The organism is Variovorax sp. GW821-FHT10C12 (genome assembly GCF_059415405.1).
Map to the genome: position 1 here is coordinate 2006901 of NZ_JBWKNE010000001.1, position 21281 is coordinate 2028181.

22 protein-coding genes are annotated in these 21281 nt (G+C 69.5%); 12 read left to right on the forward strand and 10 right to left on the reverse strand.

Features of this window, described 5'->3' with window-relative positions; translation table 11 throughout:
• Nucleotides 1-64 precede the first annotated feature (64 nt).
• The 4 genes from AC07OH_RS09630 (at nt 65) to AC07OH_RS09645 (ending at nt 2508) form a co-directional block, all read left to right on the forward strand.
• Nucleotides 65-370 (forward strand): hypothetical protein, encoded by a 306-nt coding sequence (locus tag AC07OH_RS09630; protein ID WP_495300446.1) that lies wholly within the window; start codon nt 65-67, stop codon nt 368-370.
• Complete coding sequence (locus tag AC07OH_RS09635) at nt 363-788, forward strand: hypothetical protein (protein ID WP_495300447.1); 426 nt, start codon at nt 363-365, stop codon at nt 786-788. The genes AC07OH_RS09630 and AC07OH_RS09635 overlap by 8 nt, the downstream gene beginning before the upstream one ends.
• Before the next feature lie 322 nt (nt 789-1110).
• A complete protein-coding gene (locus tag AC07OH_RS09640) occupies nt 1111-1389 on the forward strand; it encodes a hypothetical protein (protein ID WP_495300448.1) in 279 nt (92 codons plus the stop codon).
• A 42-nt stretch (nt 1390-1431) separates the two neighbouring features.
• Nucleotides 1432-2508, forward strand: a complete 1077-nt coding sequence (locus AC07OH_RS09645) for a hypothetical protein (protein ID WP_495300449.1) — start codon at nt 1432-1434, stop codon at nt 2506-2508.
• Nucleotides 2509-2548: 40 nt separating this feature from the next.
• Here AC07OH_RS09645 and AC07OH_RS09650 read toward each other — a convergent pair whose 3' ends face one another.
• Nucleotides 2549-3106 carry a hypothetical protein gene (locus AC07OH_RS09650; RefSeq protein ID WP_495300450.1) on the reverse strand — a complete coding sequence of 186 codons (558 nt, stop codon included), beginning with the start codon at nt 3104-3106 and terminating at the stop codon, nt 2549-2551.
• 133 nt (nt 3107-3239) lie between these two features.
• Here AC07OH_RS09650 and AC07OH_RS09655 point away from each other — a divergent pair, with 133 nt between their 5' ends.
• Nucleotides 3240-4790, forward strand: coding sequence for an MORN repeat-containing protein (locus AC07OH_RS09655; RefSeq protein ID WP_495300451.1), 1551 nt, complete (start codon nt 3240-3242; stop codon nt 4788-4790).
• A 106-nt stretch (nt 4791-4896) separates the two neighbouring features.
• Here the strand turns inward: AC07OH_RS09655 and AC07OH_RS09660 are convergent, their stop codons facing one another.
• Both AC07OH_RS09660 and AC07OH_RS09665 read right to left on the reverse strand, forming a co-directional pair.
• Entirely contained in the window at nt 4897-5268 is a 372-nt protein-coding gene (locus AC07OH_RS09660; protein WP_495300452.1) for a hypothetical protein, read from the reverse strand.
• An 8-nt stretch (nt 5269-5276) separates the two neighbouring features.
• A complete protein-coding gene (locus AC07OH_RS09665) occupies nt 5277-5744 on the reverse strand; it encodes a hypothetical protein (RefSeq protein WP_495300453.1) in 468 nt (155 codons plus the stop codon).
• Nucleotides 5745-6028: 284 nt separating this feature from the next.
• Between AC07OH_RS09665 and AC07OH_RS09670 the strand changes: the two genes are divergently transcribed.
• From AC07OH_RS09670 to AC07OH_RS09680, 3 genes are all read left to right on the forward strand, one after another.
• Complete coding sequence (locus AC07OH_RS09670) at nt 6029-6349, forward strand: hypothetical protein (protein WP_495300454.1); 321 nt, start codon at nt 6029-6031, stop codon at nt 6347-6349.
• A gap of 179 nt (nt 6350-6528) precedes the next feature.
• The gene (locus AC07OH_RS09675; RefSeq protein WP_495300455.1) at nt 6529-8487 is read left to right on the forward strand and encodes a YadA family autotransporter adhesin; all 1959 of its coding nucleotides are present in this window, start codon (nt 6529-6531) and stop codon (nt 8485-8487) included.
• A 134-nt stretch (nt 8488-8621) separates the two neighbouring features.
• Nucleotides 8622-9905, forward strand: coding sequence for an acyl-CoA dehydrogenase family protein (locus tag AC07OH_RS09680; protein ID WP_495300456.1), 1284 nt, complete (start codon nt 8622-8624; stop codon nt 9903-9905).
• 21 nt (nt 9906-9926) lie between these two features.
• On the opposite strand, the gene AC07OH_RS09685 is transcribed toward AC07OH_RS09680, so the two are convergent.
• Both AC07OH_RS09685 and AC07OH_RS09690 read right to left on the reverse strand, forming a co-directional pair.
• Entirely contained in the window at nt 9927-10208 is a 282-nt protein-coding gene (locus AC07OH_RS09685; protein ID WP_489058355.1) for a hypothetical protein, read from the reverse strand.
• A 348-nt stretch (nt 10209-10556) separates the two neighbouring features.
• A complete protein-coding gene (locus AC07OH_RS09690; protein ID WP_495300457.1) occupies nt 10557-11384 on the reverse strand; it encodes a crotonase/enoyl-CoA hydratase family protein in 828 nt (275 codons plus the stop codon).
• A gap of 104 nt (nt 11385-11488) precedes the next feature.
• On the opposite strand from AC07OH_RS09690, the gene AC07OH_RS09695 reads away from it, so the two are divergent.
• Both AC07OH_RS09695 and AC07OH_RS09700 read left to right on the forward strand, forming a co-directional pair.
• Nucleotides 11489-13366, forward strand: coding sequence for a PhoX family protein (locus AC07OH_RS09695; protein ID WP_495300458.1), 1878 nt, complete (start codon nt 11489-11491; stop codon nt 13364-13366).
• A 42-nt stretch (nt 13367-13408) separates the two neighbouring features.
• Nucleotides 13409-13798, forward strand: a complete 390-nt coding sequence (locus AC07OH_RS09700) for a DUF488 domain-containing protein (RefSeq protein ID WP_062481598.1) — start codon at nt 13409-13411, stop codon at nt 13796-13798.
• A 10-nt stretch (nt 13799-13808) separates the two neighbouring features.
• Here the strand turns inward: AC07OH_RS09700 and AC07OH_RS09705 are convergent, their stop codons facing one another.
• Nucleotides 13809-14429 carry a glutathione S-transferase gene (locus AC07OH_RS09705; RefSeq protein WP_495300459.1) on the reverse strand — a complete coding sequence of 207 codons (621 nt, stop codon included), beginning with the start codon at nt 14427-14429 and terminating at the stop codon, nt 13809-13811.
• A gap of 125 nt (nt 14430-14554) precedes the next feature.
• On the opposite strand from AC07OH_RS09705, the gene AC07OH_RS09710 reads away from it, so the two are divergent.
• Nucleotides 14555-15013, forward strand: coding sequence for an Lrp/AsnC family transcriptional regulator (locus tag AC07OH_RS09710; RefSeq protein ID WP_495300460.1), 459 nt, complete (start codon nt 14555-14557; stop codon nt 15011-15013).
• Nucleotides 15014-15016: 3 nt separating this feature from the next.
• Here the strand turns inward: AC07OH_RS09710 and AC07OH_RS09715 are convergent, their stop codons facing one another.
• Nucleotides 15017-15919, reverse strand: a complete 903-nt coding sequence (locus tag AC07OH_RS09715; RefSeq protein ID WP_095745627.1) for an SDR family oxidoreductase — start codon at nt 15917-15919, stop codon at nt 15017-15019.
• Nucleotides 15920-16083: 164 nt separating this feature from the next.
• Here AC07OH_RS09715 and AC07OH_RS09720 point away from each other — a divergent pair, with 164 nt between their 5' ends.
• On the forward strand, nt 16084-16956 hold the full coding sequence (locus AC07OH_RS09720) for a CoA transferase (protein ID WP_307635601.1): 873 nt from the start codon (nt 16084-16086) through the stop codon (nt 16954-16956).
• Nucleotides 16957-16962: 6 nt separating this feature from the next.
• Here the strand turns inward: AC07OH_RS09720 and AC07OH_RS09725 are convergent, their stop codons facing one another.
• From AC07OH_RS09725 to AC07OH_RS09735, 3 genes are all read right to left on the reverse strand, one after another.
• Nucleotides 16963-19038, reverse strand: a complete 2076-nt coding sequence (locus AC07OH_RS09725; protein ID WP_495300461.1) for an esterase-like activity of phytase family protein — start codon at nt 19036-19038, stop codon at nt 16963-16965.
• 142 nt (nt 19039-19180) lie between these two features.
• Entirely contained in the window at nt 19181-20095 is a 915-nt protein-coding gene (locus AC07OH_RS09730) for a hypothetical protein (RefSeq protein WP_495300462.1), read from the reverse strand.
• 4 nt (nt 20096-20099) lie between these two features.
• Nucleotides 20100-21020 carry a DMT family transporter gene (locus tag AC07OH_RS09735; RefSeq protein WP_495300463.1) on the reverse strand — a complete coding sequence of 307 codons (921 nt, stop codon included), beginning with the start codon at nt 21018-21020 and terminating at the stop codon, nt 20100-20102.
• Nucleotides 21021-21281 lie beyond the last annotated feature (261 nt).

Here is a 21281-nt window from a genome sequence, read left to right on the forward strand (position 1 = left end):
AAGCGCCTCCGCGCTACCCAAAAAGGTAGCGGTGCTACCCTCGATTTCTCGCACGCTTCTGCCTATGGCGCAGAACATTCAAGCGCGAGACGGCCGCTTCCAACTACGCATCAAGCACAAGCTGCTGGAGCGCCCGTACTTCTCGACCTTCGAGACCGAGCCGGTGGCGATCACGCACCGCGACGCCCTTGAGTCCTACCTCCGCCGCGGCATGGTGCCCCAGGGCCTGCAGCCCGACGCGTCAGCGGTGAAAGATCCGCTCGTGGTCGAGGTGATCCGGTCACCCTATTGGGGGTGCAGAATCCTCGCCTGGAGCGCAAGGATGTTCCTGCGCGGGAACTTGGATCAGGAAGCCGAAAGCCATGACTGACGAATCGCCCGAAGACCTCGCTGCACGCGCGGTGCACAGTTCAGCAGAAGCGGCGATTGCAATCCTCAACAAGATGGGGGACCTTCCCCCATTCGGGATCGCATTCTTCGCGGACGGAAGGCGCCAGCTCGTTGCGCCATTCGAGGCGGCGGAAACAGTCGAACAAGCCACGCACGAGTCGCTTCGAACGCAAGTCGCCAAACAGCTCGAAGCCGTTGTTCGCCAGCGTGATGACGTCCTCGCTGTGACTACCATCCTGGCCGACGATGGCCCTGCGAAGGTCTACATCCAGTTGGAAACGCGCGCATCGTTGGCAGCACCATTCGCCTTTCCGGTCACATTGCGCGACGGGACACACGACCTCGAGGACCCGCATGTCTTCGAACAGCTGATCGCAGCACCGATCTTTCCTCGATAAAAAAGCCCGCTCGAGCAAACCCGGCGGACGAATCACCCGCAAGGTAGCAGGCGAGGAGACACCTGCACGCGCAGATTGGCGTCGTCGTTGAGCAGCGTGCCGAGGCGGTTGTCGATCACAGCGAGCTTCAGGCCAGTGAGCTCGGCCAACCGTGTACATGTGACCGCGCGCCTCCTTCATGCGAGCGCCAACCCCAGAGCCGGCGCAGATCAGCAGTGAACGGCTCGCACCACCGGTTCCCGTGGACTCCCACAAATGCGGTATTTGGTTTTCAGACCGCATGTCTAGATTCAGGTCTCCCCATCCGCACGAGGAGACTTCGATGACTTTCCTGCAAGCCATGGCGCTGAGCGCCGTTCTGATTGGCGCGGCCCAGGCGCGGGCTGACGATCTCGACCGGGCCTGTTCGAGCTATCGAGACCGGTACAACTACTACAAGGAGAACTGCCCTAGGGAACGCACGCGAGAGGATCGGGTTGATTGCAACAACGACCGCCTCCTGCCCGCGCAGGACAAGTACGCCGCCTGCATCAAGAGTTTCGAGTTGCGCAGGCAGGGCGTTCGCGTGGAGCCGCAGCGTCAGCGCCCCGAGCGCTATTGACCTAGGCGAATGCAACCCGGTCATCCCCTGGAGAACAACACCATGTCGATCGCCCGCACCCTGGCACTGAGCGTCTTCCTGCTCGGCACCACCTTGCCCGCACTGGCCGCAAGCGACGGCACCGACAGCCATTGCGTCATCGGCAAGGACAACACGCTGTTCAACCAGTGCAACTACAGCGTCGACGTGGGCTTCTGTGTCGAGAACCCGCGGCAGACCAAGAACTTCTTCGACGGCTCCGACGCCTTCGAATGCCCCAACGGCGGCCTCAGCACGCTGGGCCCCGGCAAGAAGGAGGGCAACATCCTTCACGGCACCGTGCACTGGTGGGCCTGCTCGACGAAGCACCGGGGCACGGGCCGGTGGCGCTACGTGCAGGGACGAGGCTACCGGGGGTACTGCGTCTCCGAGCAGGAGACAAAAGCCGGCAATGCGGCGCCCTCCCCGCGAACGCGCGCCTCCGCGCAGGAATGCAGTGCGTTGCAGCAGCGCGCCACGCAGGCCTCAGGCACTGGCGCGGACAGGGTCCACAACTACACGATGATCGAATACCTCGACCGCGGCTGCGGCAAGCTGACGCCGGAAGATCGAGAGGCCACGCGCAAGATCTATCAGCAGGAGTACGTGAGGCTGGTTTCGGAATGCAGGCATTCGGGCGCCAGGAATTGCGACTCGGCCGCCATGTCGAACGAGGCCGCGACGCCGGCACGCCCGGCGGTCCAGACGCCCCCCTCGGCCCCGTCGGGCAACGTCTCCGCAGCGAGAGCACCCGCACGCAGCGAACCCTCGGTAGACATGCTGATGTCGCGCTGCTCGGACGCCCTCAAGACAGCCATCGACACCTTCTATCAATCGGAGGTGGACGGCGACCGCTATTACCGCCGCAACCACACGGGGTCCCGTGAGCGCGTACAAGGCTGGATGACGGAAAAAGCCAGGGGCGAATACGCCGCAGGCACGCTGGCCATTCCGCCCCAGTCGCTGGCCGAGTACCACGCGGGAGCCCTTCAGGAGGCGGCAAGCCGCACCAGGCCGATGGGCAACGGATTGCACGACCCCCATCGCGAACTGGCGCTCCTGCGGGCCTGCTTCATGAAGGCCCGCATGGACAGCCGGTAAAGAGCCACTGCGGCGCTTGCGCGAACCGACCCGCGGATGCTCAGCACCTGGCCCTGAACTGCGCGTCGCGCGCCTCCTTGCGTTGCTGGGCAATCCACGATTGGGACGCGGCGCTCTGCGGCTGTCGCGCCAGGCGGTCGTAGTGCGCCACCTGCTGGTTGAAGTGTGCGCAGCGCGACGTGTCTTCACCCGCACCCGCCCCGCCTGTCACGCCCGGCAGGCTCGCGCCGCGCTGCTGCGCGGCCTGTTGCTGGACGGCGTGGCCCTGCCTGGTCTGCTGGTCGGCAATCTGCACCTGTTGCTCCCACGACAGCCCGCCGGGAACCGGCTCGATGCGCTCGACCAGCGCGCCGCGTTCACGGCAATGCTGGGGTGACCAGAACCGACCTCCGCTGTGGCTGACGCAGAGAAACACCTCGGCAGCGCCGGCCGCATCGAGGTTGCGCACCGGGGGCGACACATCCACCAGCCGGCCGCCGCCGCCGCGTGCACACGGCTCGCTGCTGTACTGGTTGCCGCATCGGTAGACCTGCTGCCCATGGGCCATGCCGCAGGCGGCCAGGAGGAGGCCGGCGAGGAAGGTGGCGGTGTTGCGCATGGCGCGATGGTAGCGACGCCCCGCCAAACGCGGTGACCCGAACCACCGGTTCCCGTGGACTCCCACAAACGCGGTATTTGGTTTGCAGACCGCTTCGCTAGATTCGGCCGATCGCAGACCGAGGAGAGACGCCATGACGACGAAGACCACCGTGCGGCCACCCGCCTGTTCCCATGTACTGTCGGCGCTCGTGCTCTCGGCCTGCGCGCTGGCCCTTCCCGCAGTCGTCCGGGCCCAGGTCAACCCCGAGATCGCGAACTGCACCGAGCTCAAGGACGAAGCCACGGTCACCCAGGCCGATCTTTGTTCGGCCCACATCGGTTGCCGTTTCGTGCTGAGCGCACAGAAGACCTGCGCGCGCGCCAAGAGCTACATCGAGCGGCTGCAGACGGCCATCGGCGAAGGCACGCGCAACTTCCTCGGCTTCTACCGCAAAGAGGTCACGCCCGACGCCATCTTCACGGCGGAGCTGAACAGCGAGGAGCGCAGCAACGAACGCGCGTTGGGCGCCCGGCCCGACGTCCAGCCCCGCGCGCAGGACATCGGCACCCGCGTGCGCGATGCAGGCAGCGGCGACACCCTGAGCGGCAAGGGCAACAACGGCACCACCTGGGTCTACTACGGCCAGACCCGGGACGGCCAGGAGGAAGGCGCCGGCACGACGATCTTCTCCAGCGGCGAGATCCAGCGCGGCCAGTACCGGCAAGGCGAGAGGCAGGGGGCATTCGACGTCCTGCACTCCACCGGCGACCGGTTCGTGGGCGAGTATGTGAACGGCAAGCGTGTCGGCGCGGGAGCGTACGGCTTCAAGAACGGCGCCACCCTGGTCGGCCGCTGGACCGACACAGGCGCCGTACAGGGCACTTTTACGCGCGCCGACGGCTCCCGCTTCGAAGGCCTGCGCGTGGACGGCAAACCCGCTCAGGGCCGCGAGTACCGCGCCGACGGCTCGCTATCCGAGGAAGGCCGCTACGACAAGGGCGTGCTGTCGGTAGGCGCGCGCATCGACACCGAGGGCAACCGGATCGACGTCAACCTGCCGCGCGACCGCGAGGCCGCCGCCCGCGCCGAAACAGAAAAGAACCGGCTTGCGGCCGAAGCCGAACAGCAGCGCAAACGCGAGCAGGCGGCGCAAGCCGAACAGCAATTCCGAACCAGCCTGCAGACGATGAACCCCGGACAGCTGTTCGCACGCGCCGACGAGCTGAATGCCCAAGGCGACCGCGCCCGTGCGCGCGAAGTGCAGCGCACGTTGATGAGCCGCTTCCCCGACCATCCGCTGGCGGCCACGACGGCGCGGCAGATGACGGGTGAGTCGGGTGGCAGCACGGCGACGGGTGGAGGTTCGTCGTCAGGGGGCACCACCAACGCGGCCAGCCGCCCTGCCGGAACGCGCCTTTCCAGCCAGAGCTGCGAGGCCATGAAGCAGTCGGTCATCGCGACGAAGGTCGCACCCAATGCCTCGATCACCGCCAGCCAGGAAACGGTGATGTTCATGACGAAGACGGTGCTGGACATGATCGCCGCCAACTGCCCCACCGAGCCCGGCGTGACACCCGCCCAGATCGCCGCGGAACGCCAGACGCGCCAACAGCAGTACGCCGCCGCCGAGAACGCCTGCAATGCCGTGCAATCCGGCGGGCGTCGGTGCGTTGCGCAGAATCATTTCGGGCCCGGCCGCTGAGGCTCTTGGCCCCTCGCCGTCCGAGCAAGGGAAGGAGCACCTGAGTACGAGTCGTCGTTGAAAGAATGGCACGGGCAGCGGACGCCGACCCTGGCCGCTTGCGCCTTCAGCGTGTCTTGCCGCGCAGCCTGGTGGTCAAGGTGTGCCAGCCGTGCTTCATGATGAGCAGCGACAGCACCCCCAGCACCACCGGGACGATGATGTACTCGGCCATCGAAGGCAGGTCCGTCATGGCCGTTCGCGACTTCTTGATCGTGTCCCAGACGGCGAAGGCGCCCATGGCGAAGCCCCCCAGGAGACTGAAGACCGCGTCCGTGAGGAAACCGAACCAGGCCGCGAACCTGGACAGCGGCACGGCGCCCGGCCAATCCAACGCCAGCCACACAAGGCCCAGCCCGAGCAAGGCGACCATGGCCACGAACCAGGCCACGAGCCCGTAGACAAGCAAGGGCACCATCGAGGAAAGGGCTGCGAACATGGCGGCCATCAGCGTCCGTCGGCGGCAGCGGCCTGTGCACGCGTGGACAACGGCACGCCCGGCGGCAGCAGCGCCAACGCCTGCGCACCGCGCGCCGCAGTGCCCACATTCGCCACGAAGGTGCGCCGCGTGTCGTGGAACTCGAAGATCAGGTTGAAGGTGCCGTAGGCCTCGCGCACATCGACCTGTCGTATCTCCGCGAAAGGCCGCTCGCGCTGGCGCAGCACGCGGTACGCCAGCTGCCCGCTTTCGATGCGGAAGACAGGGTTCAGGCTGTTGGTCGCCAACGCGATCCACGGCATTCCGCGCAGGCCGGTGAAGGTGGCCACGGCGGGGATCACCCCGCCCTTGATCACAAGAGGCGCGGCACCCGCCCGGGGCGCCTTGGGCGTGCAAAGCTTCTTCCAGAGCCAGTAGAGGAACCAGAACGACAGCCCCTGCAGGACGATCACTGCGACGGTCCCCAGGACGGTCATCCAATCCATCTGCACGTCGCCTTCCTCTGCTCTGTGACACCAGCCTGGGCCCTTGCGGGCAAGGCGCCATTAAAGCAGAGGGTTCCACGCGCCAGATGTACGCCGTCTGTCATTTGAATTCTGGATTCAATACTGTACATTTAAACAGTATTCTCAAGGAATCCACATGCCGAAGAACATATCCCAGTCCAACGCGTGGGTGAACCATGACCCAAGCTGAACTCTTCTTCCCCCGGCCGGCAACGCCGCCCTCGACCGTCTTCCACTTTCACGAGCCCGCCCCTATGGTCCTGCCTGAGGCATCCGAAGACGAACTGGGCGAAGCCTTCTGCGCCAAGCTGATCGACTACCCCCATTCGTCGGCCGACGCGGTCAGGGTCGCAGAACAACGCTTCCGGCGCGAACTCGAAAAGCAGCTGGGCGCCGACGTGCTGCCCGTGATGCGCGCGTTCCAGAACGCCAGCGAATCGAGCGACACCGACCTCACCAAGACCGAGATCGCCCTGGCCGCGCGCTGGATCAAGGCCTACGACGCCGCGCGCAAGGCAGGCTTTCGCGACCTGGGCGATACGGACGAGGCGTACTTCGAAGTCAAGGCGATCTAGCACCCCGGCGAGGGCTCGTACCAGTTTTCGGTGATGGCCTCCTCGAAGGCGAAAAGACACACTTCGACGCGTTTGTCTTGTTTGCTTTCACAGGGGAAGAGTCCATGCCGATCCACGTCCACATCCATGGTGTCCATGGACAACCGCCGCGCGTCCGCGCCCTTCGGCACTTGGCCGCCGTGGCCTTGCTGGTTGCCGGCAGTGTCCATGCGGCCGGCCTGGTCCACGGCAACGTGGGCAATGCGGGCGCGGGGGGTTCGGGTGCATCCGGCGGTGTCGGCGGAAGTGCCGCCTCGGCCTCTGGCGACGGTGCCACAGCGCTGGGTGCGGGCGGCGATGGCGGTGTGGGAACGTCCGGCGGAGCCGGCGGCACGGGAGGGTCCGGCGCCAGCACCACCGCAAGCGGCACGACGGCCATCGGAGGCGGAGGCACCGGTGGACAGGGCAACGCAGGCGGCACAGGCGGCACCGGAGGACGTGGCGCCCAGGCAGCGGCCAGCGGGGCGATCGCGCTCGGCGCGGGAGGCACAGGCGGTAACGGTTGCTGCGGCTTTGGCGGCCAGCCGGGCGGCAGCGGCGCACAGGCATCGGGCAACGCCGCGGTCGCCATCGGCAGCGCCTTGGGCACCCAACAGGGCGCCCAGGCCTCCGGCAACGGCAGCACGGCCATCGGCGGCGCGAGCGACACAGCCTCGGGCGCCGCAGCACTGGCCACGGGCGGCGTGGCGATCGGCTCGGGCAGCAAGGTCGAGAGCGGCGCGAACGGCGGTGTGGCCATCGGCGCGAACTCGGTCGCCACATCGACCAACACCGTGTCTTTCGGCAGCACGGGACAGACGCGTGCCTTGGTCAACGTGAGCGCCGGCGCGGTGAACGCCACCAGCACCGATGCCGTCAACGGCGGCCAGCCGTACACCGTGCGGCAGGCCGCGGACACCGCACAGGCCGCGGCCTCCGCGGCCAATGGCACGGCCGTCCTCGCGAGGGACGCCGCGGGCGCGGCGCAAGGCACCGCCAACACCGCCCTGGGCGCCGCGCAAACCGCGCAGGCCGCGGCGGCGGCCGCCCAGGGCACGGCCAACACCGCGACCACGGCCGCAGCCACGGCCCAGGGCACCGCCAACACGGCCCTCGGCGCGGCGCAAGGTGCGCAGGCCAGCGCCACGGATGCCAAGGCCACCGCCGTCGCCGCGCAAGGCACGGCCAACACGGCGCTGGGCGTGGCGAACAACTCCGTGCAGTACGGCGCAGGCGGTGCCCAGGTCGCGCTGAACGCCAACGGCGGCGCCGGCACCACGCTGAGCAACGTGCGCGCGGGCGTCGCCGCCACCGACGCCGCCAACGTCGGCCAGCTGCAGCAGGTGCAGCAAGGCGCATTGACCACCGCCAACACCTTCACGATGCAGCAGATCGCCGCCTTGCAGGGCGTCATGAACCAGGCGCTGTCCAACGGACTGTGCAGCTTCAGCGGCGGCAACGTGACCTGCGGCACCGGCACGCAGGCCACAGGCACGGGCGCCACGGCGCTGGGCACCCACGCCACCGCCAACGGCGACAACACCACGGCGATCGGCAACGGGGCGCAGGCGCGCTACGCGGGCTCGGTGGCGATCGGCGCGGGCGCGAAGGCGCTGGCCGATCCGACGACGGCCGTCGGCAACGACGCCGTCGCCACCGGCAACAACGCGGTGGCACTGGGCGCCAACACGCTGGCCGCAGGATCGAACTCGGTCGCTCTGGGCCAAGGCTCGGTGGCCACGCGCGACAACTCGGTGTCGGTGGGCAATGCGGCCACCGGCCAGACGCGCAGCATCGCCAACGTCGCGCCGGGCGTGCTGCCCACCGACGCGGTCAACCTGCAGCAGGCCCAGCAGCTGACGGCGGCTGCGGTGTCGGAGGCGCGCAGCTTCGCGGCCAAGGGCGTGGCCGCGGCGATGGCGATGGGCGACGCGCCGATGCCGTCCGCCCCCGGCAAGACCAGCTGGGCCGCGCAGCTGGCGAACTACAAGGGCCACTCCGCGATGGGTGCCAGCGTCGTGCACCGCCTCGCGACGGACATGCCGCTGGCGCTCTCCGCCGGGGTCAGCGGGTCGAGCGGATCGGTGGGCGTGCGCGTGGGGCTCAAGGGCGAGTTCTGACGCGATGACACAGCACACCTGCCGCGCATAAGAAAACACGAAAAGCGTATTTCCCCCCGAGGGCATGGCGCGGGCACAGTCCCACGCCTGTATCGCTCTTTTTCCGGCGCGCCCTCGGGGCCGCCCGGCTCGCCATGGCATCCCTTCACGACACGCCGACGCGCCCAGCCGCGCCCTCGGCTCCCACCCGCCCTTCCCCGCTCGCGCCCTCTTCGCAGCAACTCGCCGAGCGCTTTCGCCCCGTCTTCGACCGCATCGCCGAGCACGCAGCGCAGCGCGAGAACGAGCGCGAACTGGCCTACGCGCCGGTGGGCTGGCTCAAGGCCGCCCGCTTCGGCGCACTGCGCGTGCCGCTCGCGCACGGCGGTCTCGGTGCATCGGTCGAGCAGCTGTATGACCTGCTGATCGAACTCGGCGAGGCCGACTCCAACCTGCCGCAGATTCTTCGCGCGCACTTCGGCTTCATCGAGCGCCTGTTCGCCGAGATCGACCCCGCGCTGCACGGCCCGTGGATGCGCCTGGCGGCCGACGGCGTGATCTTCGGCAACGCCACCACCGAACTCGGCGAAGGCGCGCTCGGCGCGCTGCAGACCACGCTCACGCGCGACGCGCAGAGCGCCGACACGTGGCGGCTCGACGGCGACAAGTTCTACAGCACCGGCACGCTCTACGCCGACTGGATCTCGGTCGCGGCCCAGCGCCTGAACGACGACGGCAGCAGCGACCGCGTGATCGCCCTCGTGCCCGCGGAAGCCGCGGGTGTCGAGCGTGTCGACGACTGGCGCGGCTTCGGCCAGCGCCTGAGTGCCTCGGGCACGACGCGCTTTCGCCAGGTGCGCGTGAAGCCCGAGCACGTGCTGCTGTACGTGCGCGACCAGCCCACGCCGCTCACCGCGCATTTCCAGCTCACGCACCTGGCGACGCTGGCGGGCATCGCGCGCGCCATCGTGCGCGATGCGGTGGCCTTCGTGCAGCCGCGCAAGCGCGTCTACAGCCACGGCAGCGGCGCCACGCCGCGCGAAGACCCGTTGGTGCAGCAGGTGATCGGCCAGCTCGCGAGCACGGCCTTCGTGGCGGCGTCGACGGTGCAGGCGGTCGCACGCGGCCTGGGCGAGGTCGACCGCCACCTGCAACGCGGCGAGGCCGTGCCCGAGCAGTTGCTGTTCGAAGTGGAATTGAACACCGCCAAGGCACAGGCCGGCATCGTCGATGCGGTGCTGCAGGCGGGCACGCGGCTGTTCGACATCGGCGGCGCCTCGGCGCTGCAGGAAGACCGGCGGCTCGACCGGCACTGGCGCAATGCGCGCACGCTGGCGTCGCACAACCCGACGATCTACAAGGGGCGCGTGGTGGGCGACCACCTGCTCAACGGTGCGCGGCCGACCTTCTACTGGGCGGTCGGTGCCATTGCCAGCTGAGACGAGAAACGAGGAAGGTGTTCAGACCCGCGGCAGCGCCGCGAGAAAGGTCGACACCACGATCGCAGCCGCGCGATCGAGCTGCAGGATGTCGGCGACGTCGAAGGCGTTCGGCGCCGTGTGGCCGCTGGTGCCGAGCGGCTTGCGGATTTCGACCAGCACTTCGGCGGCGAGTTCGCGATCGCTGCGCGGCCGGCCGTCAGGGTGCATCACCCAGGCGTCGACCTGTTCGATGGGAATGCTGCGAAACACCCCCACGATCGGGACGTACTTGTAGCGGTCCTCGCCCACGAGGATGGGCACGCTGAGATTGCAAAAAAACGTATTCGTCGACATGCAGGACGCCGTCGCTAGCCAAAGCAAGAAGTTGATTAATTGTTTTCGAGTGTGACTCCGATAGTCATTTTCCCGACCGAGGGCATACGGCAAGTCGTGATCTTCCGCACACTAAGTGCGGTCAATTCCGTCGAATTACTCGGGAAAACAACTACTTAATTCTTACACAAAGACACGGCTGGCGCACTTTGTGTACGATTTTTGGCATACGAAATGTTGCGATCGCCCCTTTGACCGGTCGAAAAAGGCGCACGAGCAGTTGCGCCTCGCGGTGTCCGCACCGCGAGGAACGCAGGAAAAACCAGAAGAGAAAACTCAGGCCGGCGCGCTGAACTGCGGCACGCGCCGCTCGATGTTGGCCTTCACGGCCTCGAGCTGGTTGGGGCTGCCGATCAGCGCCTGCTGCTCGACCGACTCGGCGATCAGCAGCTCGGCGGCGCTGTGCGCGAGCGACGCATTCAGCAGCCGCTTGCCGGCGCGGATCGCGTCGGGGCTCTTGGTTGCGATCTCGTGCGCCATCTGCAGCGCCTCGGCCAACGGGTCGGCGGCCACGCGCGTGGCCAGGCCCAGGCGCACGGCCTCTTCGCCCGAGAAGATGCGGCCGGTGAAGGTGAGTTCGCGCACGACGTCGGTGCGCGCCAGTTCGCGCATCAGCACCATGCCCGCCATGTCGGGCACGAGGCCCCACTTGATCTCCATCACCGACAGCTTCGTGTCGGCGGCCACGAGCCGGATGTCGGCGCCCAGCGCCACCTGCAGCCCGCCGCCGAAGGCCACGCCGTGCACGGCCGCGATGACCGGCACCGGCACTTCGCGCCACACCATCGCCACCTGCTGCGCGGCGTTCGAGAGGCCGTGGGTGCGCGCGACCAGGTCGGTGCCACCGGCCGACGCGCCCAGCACGTCGCTGGCGGCGCCCTGCCCCATGCGTTCGAACGACGCCATGTCGAGCCCTGCGCAGAAGGCCTTGCCACGGCCCGCGATGACCACGGCGCGCACGCTCCTGTCGTCGCGCAGCGCTTCGCCGGCTTCGACCAGCGCGTCGAACATCGCGGGGTCGAGCGCGTTCATCTTGTCGGCGCGCGCCAGCTGCAGTTCCACCACGCCGTCGGCGTGGCGGGTCCATTCGATACGGTCGCTCATTGCATGTCTCCTGTCGGTGTCCGGGTATCGGCTCAGTATCGCGCGACCGGGCCGCTGGGCGATGATGCGCACTGTCGCCGACCCAACACCTCCGCCGCCTCGCCATGACCCTGGACCGCCGTCACTTTCTCCTGCAATCGGGCGCCACCGCCGCCGTCGTCGCGTTGTTCGGCCAGGGCTGCGCGCGCTCGCAGCTGCCGCCTTCCACAGGCGCGACGAGCCCGTCGGGCTTCTTCACCAGCGTGCCCATTTCGCAACGCGACGCGGTGGTGGTGCCGCCGGAGTACGAGTGGCAGATGCTCTACCCCTGGGGCGCGCCCACGGGCCTTGCGGGCCGCATGCCGGCCTTCGCGCCCGACGCCGGCAACAGCGCCGACGAGCAGGCCCTGCAGGCCGGCATGCACCACGACGGCATGCACTTCTTCGCGCTCGATGCGCGCGGCGAGCGCGGCCTGCTCGTGATGAACCACGAGTACACCGACGAGCAGCTGCTGCACACTGACGGCGTGAAGGCCTGGAACGCCGACAAGGTCCGCAAATCACTGCATGCGATGGGCGTGTCGGTGATCGAGGTCCGCCGCACACAAGAAGGCTGGCGCCAGGTGCTGCCCTCGCCCTACGCGCGCCGCGTGCACGGCCGCACGCCGATGCGCATCGCCGGCCCTGCCGCGGGCACACCGCTGATGCGCACCGCTGCCGACCCGGCGGGCACCGGCGTCTTCGGCACCTTCGCCAACTGCGCCATGGGCGTCACGCCCTGGGGCACCTACCTGACCTGCGAGGAAAACTTCCACGGCTACTTCGGCGGCCCGAAAGAGGCTGCGAACCGCGCGACACCCGCGCAGCGCCGCTACGGCACGGTGCCGGGCGCGCAATGGGTCGAGTACTGGCGCTTCGACGAACGCTTCGACCTGAGCCGCCATCCGAACGAGCCGCACCGCTTCGGCTGGGTGGTCGAGATCGATCCCTTCGACCCCGAGTCGGTGCCCGTCAAGCGCACCGCGCTCGGCCGCAAGCGCCAGGAAAGCGCGACCTGCACCGTGGCCAGGGACGGTCGCGTGGTGGTCTACATGGGCGACGACGCGCGCTTCGAATACATCTACAAGTTCGTGAGCCGCGACCCCGTGCGCCCCGGCACCGATGCCGCCGCGCGCGCGGCCAACCGACACCTGCTCGACGAAGGCACGCTGCACGTCGCGCGCTTCGATGCCGATGGCCGCGGGCGCTGGCTTGAACTCGTGCACGGACGCCACGGCATCGACGCGGCCAGCGGCTTCGCCGACCCCGCCGAGGTGCTGATTCATGCGCGGCTGGCGGGCGACGTCGTCGGCGGCACGAAGATGGACCGCCCCGAATGGATCGCCGCGCATCCGCACAGCGGCGAGGTGTACGTCACGCTCACCAACAACACGCAGCGCGGCGACCTCGGCAAACCCGGCGCCGACGCCGCCAACCCGCGCGCGCCCAACTTCTTCGGCGGCATCCTGCGCTGGCGCGAGGACGGCGGCGACGCGGCGAGCACCGCCTTCGCCTGGGACCACTACGCGCTCGCGGGCGACCCCGCGCAGCCCGGCGCCGGCACGCGCTACCCCGGCGACCACGCCGATGTCTTCGGCTGCCCCGACGGGCTGCACTTCGACAGCGGCGGGCTGCTGTGGATCCAGACCGACATGAGCGGGCAGGCCATGGGCAAGCCGCCTTACGCCGGGCTCGGCAACAACCAGATGCTGTGCGCCGACCCGGCCACGGGCCGCATCCAGCGCTTCCTGACCGGGCCCAACGGCTGCGAGATCACGGGCTGCGTGGTCACGCCCGACCGGCGCACGCTGTTCGTCAACATCCAGCACCCGGGCGAATCGCGCGACGACGGCGACGCGAAGCACAACAGCGCCTGGCCCGACGGCACGCAGCCCGGCAGCGCGCGCCCGCGCTCGGCCACGCTGGCGATCCGCCGGCGCGACGGCGGTATCGTCGGCACCTGACACTCGAACACATCACAACAACAGCCCCAGGAGATCCCCGTCATGAGCATCCGCATCGTCCGCCTCGGCACCCCGCGCGCACCCGGCGAGGGCCTGCGCATCGGCACCGTGCGCCGCCCGCCGCGCGGCGTGCCGAAGACCGAGTTCGCCTCGCAGAACTGGTACGACGTGTGGTACCCCAACCTCGCGCCGTCGGCCGAGACGATGAAGCTGGGCCAGGAAGCCGAGACGCCGGCGCAATGGAACGCCTTCATGCGCAAGTACAAGGCCGAGATGGCCGAGGCCGACGCGAGCCGCAGCCTCGACCTGCTCGCGGCGCTCTCGCACACCGCCGCGCTCGCGGTCGGCTGCTACTGCGAGGACGAGTCGCACTGCCACCGCTCGCTGCTGCGCGGCCTGCTGGCCGAGCGCGGGGCGGACATCGCGGCCTGAGCGCGGTCGCTCAGGCCAGCGGCGCGCCGACGAACACCGGCAGTTGCTCGGCCTGCGCCGTGTACGCGGCGAGCAGCGCAAAGTCCGACGGGCGCACCGCGTCGGGCAGGATGAACTGCGTGAAGGTCCAGGCCACCGCCGCCGAAATGCCGCCCTGCGTGATCGTGTTTTCTGCGGGTGCCGCCAGCGGCGCAGCCGCCAGTTCGCGCTCCACCTCGGCATAGGCCGTATTCAGCTGGCCCTGCACGCGATCGACCCACGGCTGGTGCTGCTTCTCACTGGGGCGCAGGTTGCGCTCGTAGACGATCTGCACCGTCTTCTCACAGGCCGCGAGCGCGAGCCCCGTGAGGCGCAGGTCGCGCAGCCGGGCGGCCGGATCGGCCGGATCGGCCGGCCACAGGCTGCGGCCGGCGACCGTCTGTGCATGGTCGATGATGAGCGTCGAATCCATCAGCACCGTGCCGTCGTCGCACACCAGCGTCGGGGCCTTCACCACCGGGTTGATCGCGCGGAACTGCTCGAAGGTGCTGAAGACCGAGATCGAGCGGTGCTCGAAAGCAAGGCCGAGCAGGCGCAGCGAGATCGCGGCGCGGCGAACGAAGGGCGAGTCGAGCATGCCGACGAGTTGCATGGGGTCTCCTGGAGAAAGATGACCGCCACCTTAGCGCCCGCGCCGCGCGCGCAGAAGGGCAACCCATCGAAAATCGGCGCCGCCCGCCGATCGATCATCGGTCTCCTCTTCTTTCGCCGCACGCCATGATCCTCGACAAGAAAGACCGCCTCATCCTCGAAGCCCTGCAGACCGACGCGCGCCAGAGCCTGGCCGCGATCGGCAAGCGCATCGGCCTGTCGCAGCCGGCGATGAGCGAGCGCGTGCGCAAGCTGGAGCATGCGGGCGTGATCGAGGGCTACGGCGCGCGCGTGAACCTGCGCGCGCTGGGCGTGGGGCTGGAGGCCATCATCCGCATCGACACCACGCATGCGGCCATTGCGCGCTACCTCGCGCTCTTCGAGGCCATGCCCGAGGTGCTCGCGGTGGACCGCGTGACCGGTGCCGACTGCTTCTTCGTGCGCTGCGCCATCGCCGAGCCGACCGACCTGGAGCGCGTGGTGGATGCGCTGGCGGTCGACGGTTCGGTGACCACCTCGCTCGTGCTGTCGAGCCCCGTGCGCAAGCAGGTCACCGTGGGCGCGGCAAAGGCGCCGCGCAAGTAAGCGTCAGCGCTGCGCCTTGTCCTTCTGGTTCTGCGCCTCGATGCGTTCGCGCGCGGCCAGCCAGTCGGCGTCGCTCCACTCGCGCAGCTCGTAGAAGTTGCCGCCGGTGGCCAGCGCATTGCCGCCGTCCATCATGATGCTCTGGCCTGTGAGCCAGTCGCACTGGCCCGGCGCCATCAGGAAGGAGGCGAGGTTCTGCAGCTCGCTCATGCGGCCCACGCGCGCCATCGGGTTGGTCTTGATGCTGCGCGCGCCGGGTTCCTCGCCGGGGTTCAGGCGCTTGCTCATGCCCTCGGTCGGGATCTCGCCGGGGCCTACCGCGTTCAGGCGGATGCCGTGGCGCGCCCACTCCACCGCGAGCGACTTGGTCATGACCTCGATGCCGGCCTTGCTCATGGCCGAAGGCACGACGTACGGGCTGCCGTTGTCGACCCAGGTGACGATGATGCTCATCACGCTGCGAAAGGCATCGCCCGGCTTCCACGCGCCCGACTTGGCCTGCGCCACCCAGCGCTTGCCCACCGCCTGCGTCACGTAGAAGCTGCCGTGGAACACGATGTTGGCCACGGCGTCGAAGGCGCGCGGCGAGAGGCTCTCGGTCGGCGAGACGAAGTTGCCCGCCGCGTTGTTCACGAGGCCGGTGAGCCCGCCGCTCTGGAACAGGCTCTCGACCATGTCGTCGACCTGTTGCGCGATGCGGATGTCGACGCCGAAGGCATCGATGCGCCGATCGGGAAACTGCTGGCGCCAGGCGGCGGCGGTTTCTTCGCAGACCGCCTGGCGCCGGCCGCAGATGGCGACGTCGGCGCCCAGGCTCAGAAAACGCTCGGCCATGGCACGGCCGAGGCCGGTGCCGCCGCCGGTGACGAGGATGCGTTGGCCGCGCATCAGGGATGCTTCGAACATGAGGGGTCTCCTTGGCGTTGCGGCAGCGGCAGGAGCGCGTGCTGCCATCGGCCGCATGCTACGACCGACAGGCCGCCATGGCTTGCGGAATCTGGCTTTGCCGGCGGGTGAAAATGGCCGCGCCCCCTTCCCTTTCACCCCTGGACCTTCCGGACACACGACCCATGCCCCGTTCCTCCGATGCTTCCTTCCTGCCGCTCGACGGCGTGCGCGTGCTGAGCCTGGCGCTCAACCTGCCGGGCCCCGCCGCGCTGCTGCGCTGCCGCACGATGGGCGCGGCCTGCCTCAAGCTGGAGCCGCCCGGCGGCGATCCGATGGGGCTGTACAACCGGCCCGCGTACACGGCGCTGCACGAGGGCGTGGAGGTCCGCACCGTCGACCTGAAGACCGAGGCCGGCCAGGCGCAGCTGCATGCCGAGCTGGCCCGCACCGACGTGCTGCTGACCTCGTTTCGCCCCTCGGCGCTGCAGAAGCTGAAGCTCGACTGGGCCTCGCTGCAGGCGCGGCATCCGGCGCTGTCGCAGGTCGCCATCGTCGGCGCCCCGGGCGAACGCGCCGAGGAGCCGGGTCACGACCTGACCTACCTCGCCGAAAGCGGCCTCGTCACCGGCACCGAACTGCCGCCCACGCTGTACGCCGACATGGGCGGCGCGCTGCTCGCGAGCGAGGCGGTGCTCAAGGCCGTGCTGCAACAGACGCGCCAGCGCGGCGGCGTGTACCTCGAGGTGGCGCTGAACGCCTCGGCCGACTGGCTCGCCCTGCCCCGCACCTGGGGGCTGACAAAGCCCGACGGCGCGGTGGGCGGCGCGCACGCGGGCTACCGCGTCTACCCCTGCGCCGACGGCCGCGTGGCGGTGGCGGCGCTGGAGCCGCATTTCGCGGCGCGCCTGTGCGACGTGGCCGGCGTGGCACCGCCGGACATGATGGCGCCGGCCACGCATGCGGCACTGGCCGCCTGGCTCGCGACGCGCACGCGCGCCGAGCTGGAAGCCATGGGCCGTGAGCGCGACGTGCCGCTGCTCACGCTGGCCGACTGACGGCGCTCAGGACGCCGGCAGGCGCAGGTCACTCAGCTTGCGATCGAGCTTGATGAGCCAGATGCGCGTCGGCCGCTCCAGGTCGGAGCCGCGCGTGATGCGCGCCCGGGTTGCGCCCGCGGGGCAGCCGCTGAGCTGGCCATCGACGGCGGCCGTGCAGTCTTCCACGCTGCCGGCCAGGCGGGTGCCATCGGCGCCGAGCAGCACGGTGCCCAGGCCGAAGTCGTTGTCGTTCACCAGCGCCAGGGTCTGGTCGTCGACGATGGTCAGGCCCTCGGCCTTCTCGGCCAGCCAGCCCAGCACGTTGAGGTCGAGCAGCTCGGTCTTGCGCATCGTCACCACGGTCGAATAGTCGGCACCGTTCGACGCGGCCTGCGTGATGCTGCTGATTTCCAGGTTGTGGTCGAAGGCCTTGATGTCGGTCGCGTTGGCCGGCAGCTCCACCAGCATCAGCTTGTTGAACACCTTGCCGTCGCTCTTGCGCGCGCCCTGCTCGATGACGATGAAGCGGCCGTTGCCCAGGCTCACCATGTCGCCGAGCTTGGCGTTGCCGGTGCGGTCCTTGTCGTACTGGCTGCCGTCGATCGGGTAGGCGTAGAGCTTGGAGGTCTCGGTGGCCGGATCGAACGCGAGCCAGCGCGTGAACTTCGCGATGTGGCGCACGTCGGTGTTGCTGCCGCCCGGCGGCTTGGCCTTGATCGACTTGCCGTTGGCGTCGCGCGGGTCGATCGGGCTTTGCAGGAAGCCATGCAGCACGCCGCTGGCCACATCGAGCGTCAGGCCTTCCATGCCGCGGTTGGGGCGGCGCTGGGCCAGCACGGCCGGCAGGTCGGTGGCGCCGGGGCCGGGCGCGTACTTCTTCTCGATCACGCCGCTGGCGATGTTCAGGCGCGCGATGAAGGGGCCGTACTCGTCGCTGGTCCACAGCACGTTGCGCGCCTTGTCGAGCACCAGCGTCTCGGGGTCGAGGCCGTTGGCGTCGTAGCCGGCCTTGGCCTCGTCGAACGTGTACCGGTCGGTCAGCGGGGTTTCGCCCGTCGAGCCCACGCCCGAGCGCGGTGGCAGGCCGGTGATCTTCTTGCCGGCGTCGAGCCGCAACGGCACGCTGGTGCTGAGCACCGCGCCGGTCTTGCCCACGCGCACGATGCCGAAGCTCGGCGCGAACGACGGCGCCGGGAACACCTTGCTGATGTTGGTGGCGCCGTTGCCGCCGGGCACGGGCGCGGTCGGGCCGTCGCCGTTCGGGCCGCGGTCGGTGATGGCGTAGAACTCGAGCGTGCCGTCGTCGGCCTTGCCCTTGAACGCCAGGCCCGAGCCGTAGGCCGGCAGGAAGCCCTGGGGGAAGTCGGCCTTGATGTCCGCGTTGTCGCCCTCGTAGGGCACGTGGAAGCGGGCGTCGGCCTGCAGCTGGTAGCGCGTGACGGCGATGCCGATGGCGCCGAGCTGGTTCGTCTGCTTCGACGCCTCGGTGACCGGTGCCCCCAGGCGCGAGGCCAGCGTGTCCTCGAAGTGTTCGCGGGCCAGCATGCGACGGTTCGCGTCGACCGTGCGGGCGTTGTAGGGCGCGGGCAGCGCGGCCAGCACCGCGTTGAGCGCGGTGTGGAAGGCGTCGGGCGCGGCGTTGAAATCGAGCGCGCCGGCCGTCAGCGCAGCCTTGAGCGCGGGCGTCAGGCGGATGCCGTTGGCGGGGTCGCGGTCTTCGTCGAAGCTCTGCAGCGCGAGCAGGCGGTTGACCACGGCATCGGCCTTCACGTCGCTGCCGCCGGCCAGGGTGAGCGGCGTGATCGCGTCGCCGCACGCGGCGCTGCCCAGGGCCAGCGCGCCGGCGCTGAAGGTGACGGTCTCGCCGTCCTTGCAGGTGAACTCGCCCTTGGCGTTGGTGGCGGCCTTGGCGGCGCTGCCGGCCACGTAATCGAGGCCTTCGACTGCGGCATCCAGGAAGGTGCCGGTCTTCGACTGTGCCGCCGGTGGGTTGGTGGTGCCACCACCGCCCACGGGGAACGACCAGCCGCCCCCGCCGCCGTTGCCGCCGCCGCAGGCGGTCAGCACCGCGCCAGCGCCCACGAGCGCCAGCCATCCCATCCTCGATCCTCTTGTTGTCTTGCGCATTGCTTGTTGTCCTTGTGATGCGCCCGCGCAAAGGCGCAAGCCCCGGCGATTAGTGCCGAGGCAGATGACAAGCCCGTGAAACTGCAACCGAAAGGTTGCGGTGGTCGGCGCCTTTTCAGCGCCCGTTGCCGTCGCGCTGGCGGTCTTCGCGCTTGACCGCGAGGTAGGTGTCCAGGTCGACCTCGTGCAGCTGGCGCGGGTAGCGCTCGGCCGCCGCGAACCAGTAGCGCTGCCGGCGCTCGGCCGGGTCGTTGGCGCCGGTGGCCAGGTAGGCGTCGAGCGTGAGGAAATAGCGCATCGCATTGCGCTCCACCAGCCCGCGCAGGCCCCGGATGTACTCGGGCTGGCCGTCGGGGCCCTTGCCCACCACGGTGAAGCCCACCTTGCCGCTGCCGAAGGTGGCCAGGTAGGCCTGCGTGGCCAGCCGCACCATCGTGTTGTGGTCGTAGCCGTAGCTGAAATGCAGGAAGGTCTTGCGCTCGTCGAGCGCCACCGCCTCGAGCCGCACGCGGTAGTTGCTGGTGCCGAATGGGCCGGTGTCGGCCGACAGCTCGACCTGCAGGTGCTCGGGCGTGGCGCTGGCCACGCGGTAGGCAAACGGCAGCTCGAAGGCCTGGTCGACCGGCTTGTCGTAGCGGCGCACCACGAACAGCGTGAGCGTCTCCTTGCCCTGCGGCGAGGTGCTCACGCGGCAGCGCCGGTTGTTGATGTGCAGCGTGAGCAGTTCGCACCAGTGGTCCGAGCCCTTGAGCGCCGCGCTGACCTTCGACAGCGGGTGCTCGACCACGGCGTAGATGTCGCCCTCGAGGCCGCCGGGGGTCTCGGTGGAATCGAGCTGCACGGGGCGCCCGAAGCGGCTCTGGTCGAGCTTGTCGCTGAGCTTCTGGTGCTCGGCGCGCAGGGCCTGGGCACCCGCGGGCGCGGAGGCCTCGGGGGCCGCCGCCTGCGCCAGCAGCGACACCGCGCAGCATCCGGCCATCGCCAGGATGCGCTTCCACGAAACCGGCACGGGGGGCGAACTGCTCGTCATGGGGCTACACGATACCCCGGTTCCGCCGCACCAGCAGCAGCATCGCCCCCGCCAGCAGCGCCGCGCCCAGCCATTGGCGCGGCGCCATCGGCTGGGCCAGCCACAGCGCCGCCAGCCAGGCCGCCACCAGCGGCTCGATCAGCGTGCCGACCACCGCCGCTGTCGGCGACAGCCGGCGTGCACCCCAGGCGAAGGCCAGGTAGGCGACCGACGTGGTCGCCACGCCGGTGTAGGCCGCGCCCGTCCATTGCGCCGTGCCCTCGGGCCAGGTGATGCCGTTCGCCACCGCGACGCCGAGCATGCACAGCGCCGCGGCGCTCATGCCCCAGGCGGACGCGGTCACGGCCGGCACCCGCGCCGGCATGCGCGCGTTGCCCAGCACCACCAGCGCGTAGCAGACGGCCGAGCCGAAGGACCACGCCAACCCTGCGCCGTAGCCTGTCGGCAAGGCGCCCCAGCCCTCGGCCGGCATCACCAGCAGCAGCACGCCCGCCAGCGCCAGCAGGAGGCCGCCGAGCAGGCGCGCGCCGAAGGGCTCGTAGCCGCGCAGCACCGACACGCAGGCCACGATCAGCGGTGCGCAGCAGATCGAGATCACCGTCGGCAACGCGGCGCCCAGGTGCGCGATGCCGGCGAACCAGCAGCTCACGTTCAGCGCCATCGCGGCGCCGGTGCCGACGACGTGGCCCTGCTCGCGGCGCGTCAGATGGCGCCAGCCGGCATCAACGGCCGGTGACCGCCGCGTCGCCTGCCAGTGCAGCCACCACAGCAGCGGCATGCCCAGCGCGAAGCGCGCCAGCGACAGGCTGTGCGGCGCGATGCCGCCGTCGATCAGGAATTGCGCCACCAGGGCGCCGCCGCCCCAGAGCACGCCGGCCAGCAGCACGCCGCCCCAGGCCAGGGCGGCCGTTGTTCTTGCATTCATGTTGAAACTCTCCGTGAGGCCCGTCGCCTCGGCGTCGCGTCGACGCATTGCCGGGGGCGGGCATGACCATCCGGCCACCGCCCGGCGTTCTTCATTCAGCGGAAGAAGGCGGACGGCGGCGACCACTTGCGGGTCTGACGGGCGCGGCGCGAGGCGCGCGCGAACGTCAGCGGCAGGTCGAGGAAGGGGGAGAGTGATGCAGGTGCATGAGCGGCCGATGATAGGAGCGGCACCCCGCGCCCACAAGAGAGAATCGCCCGC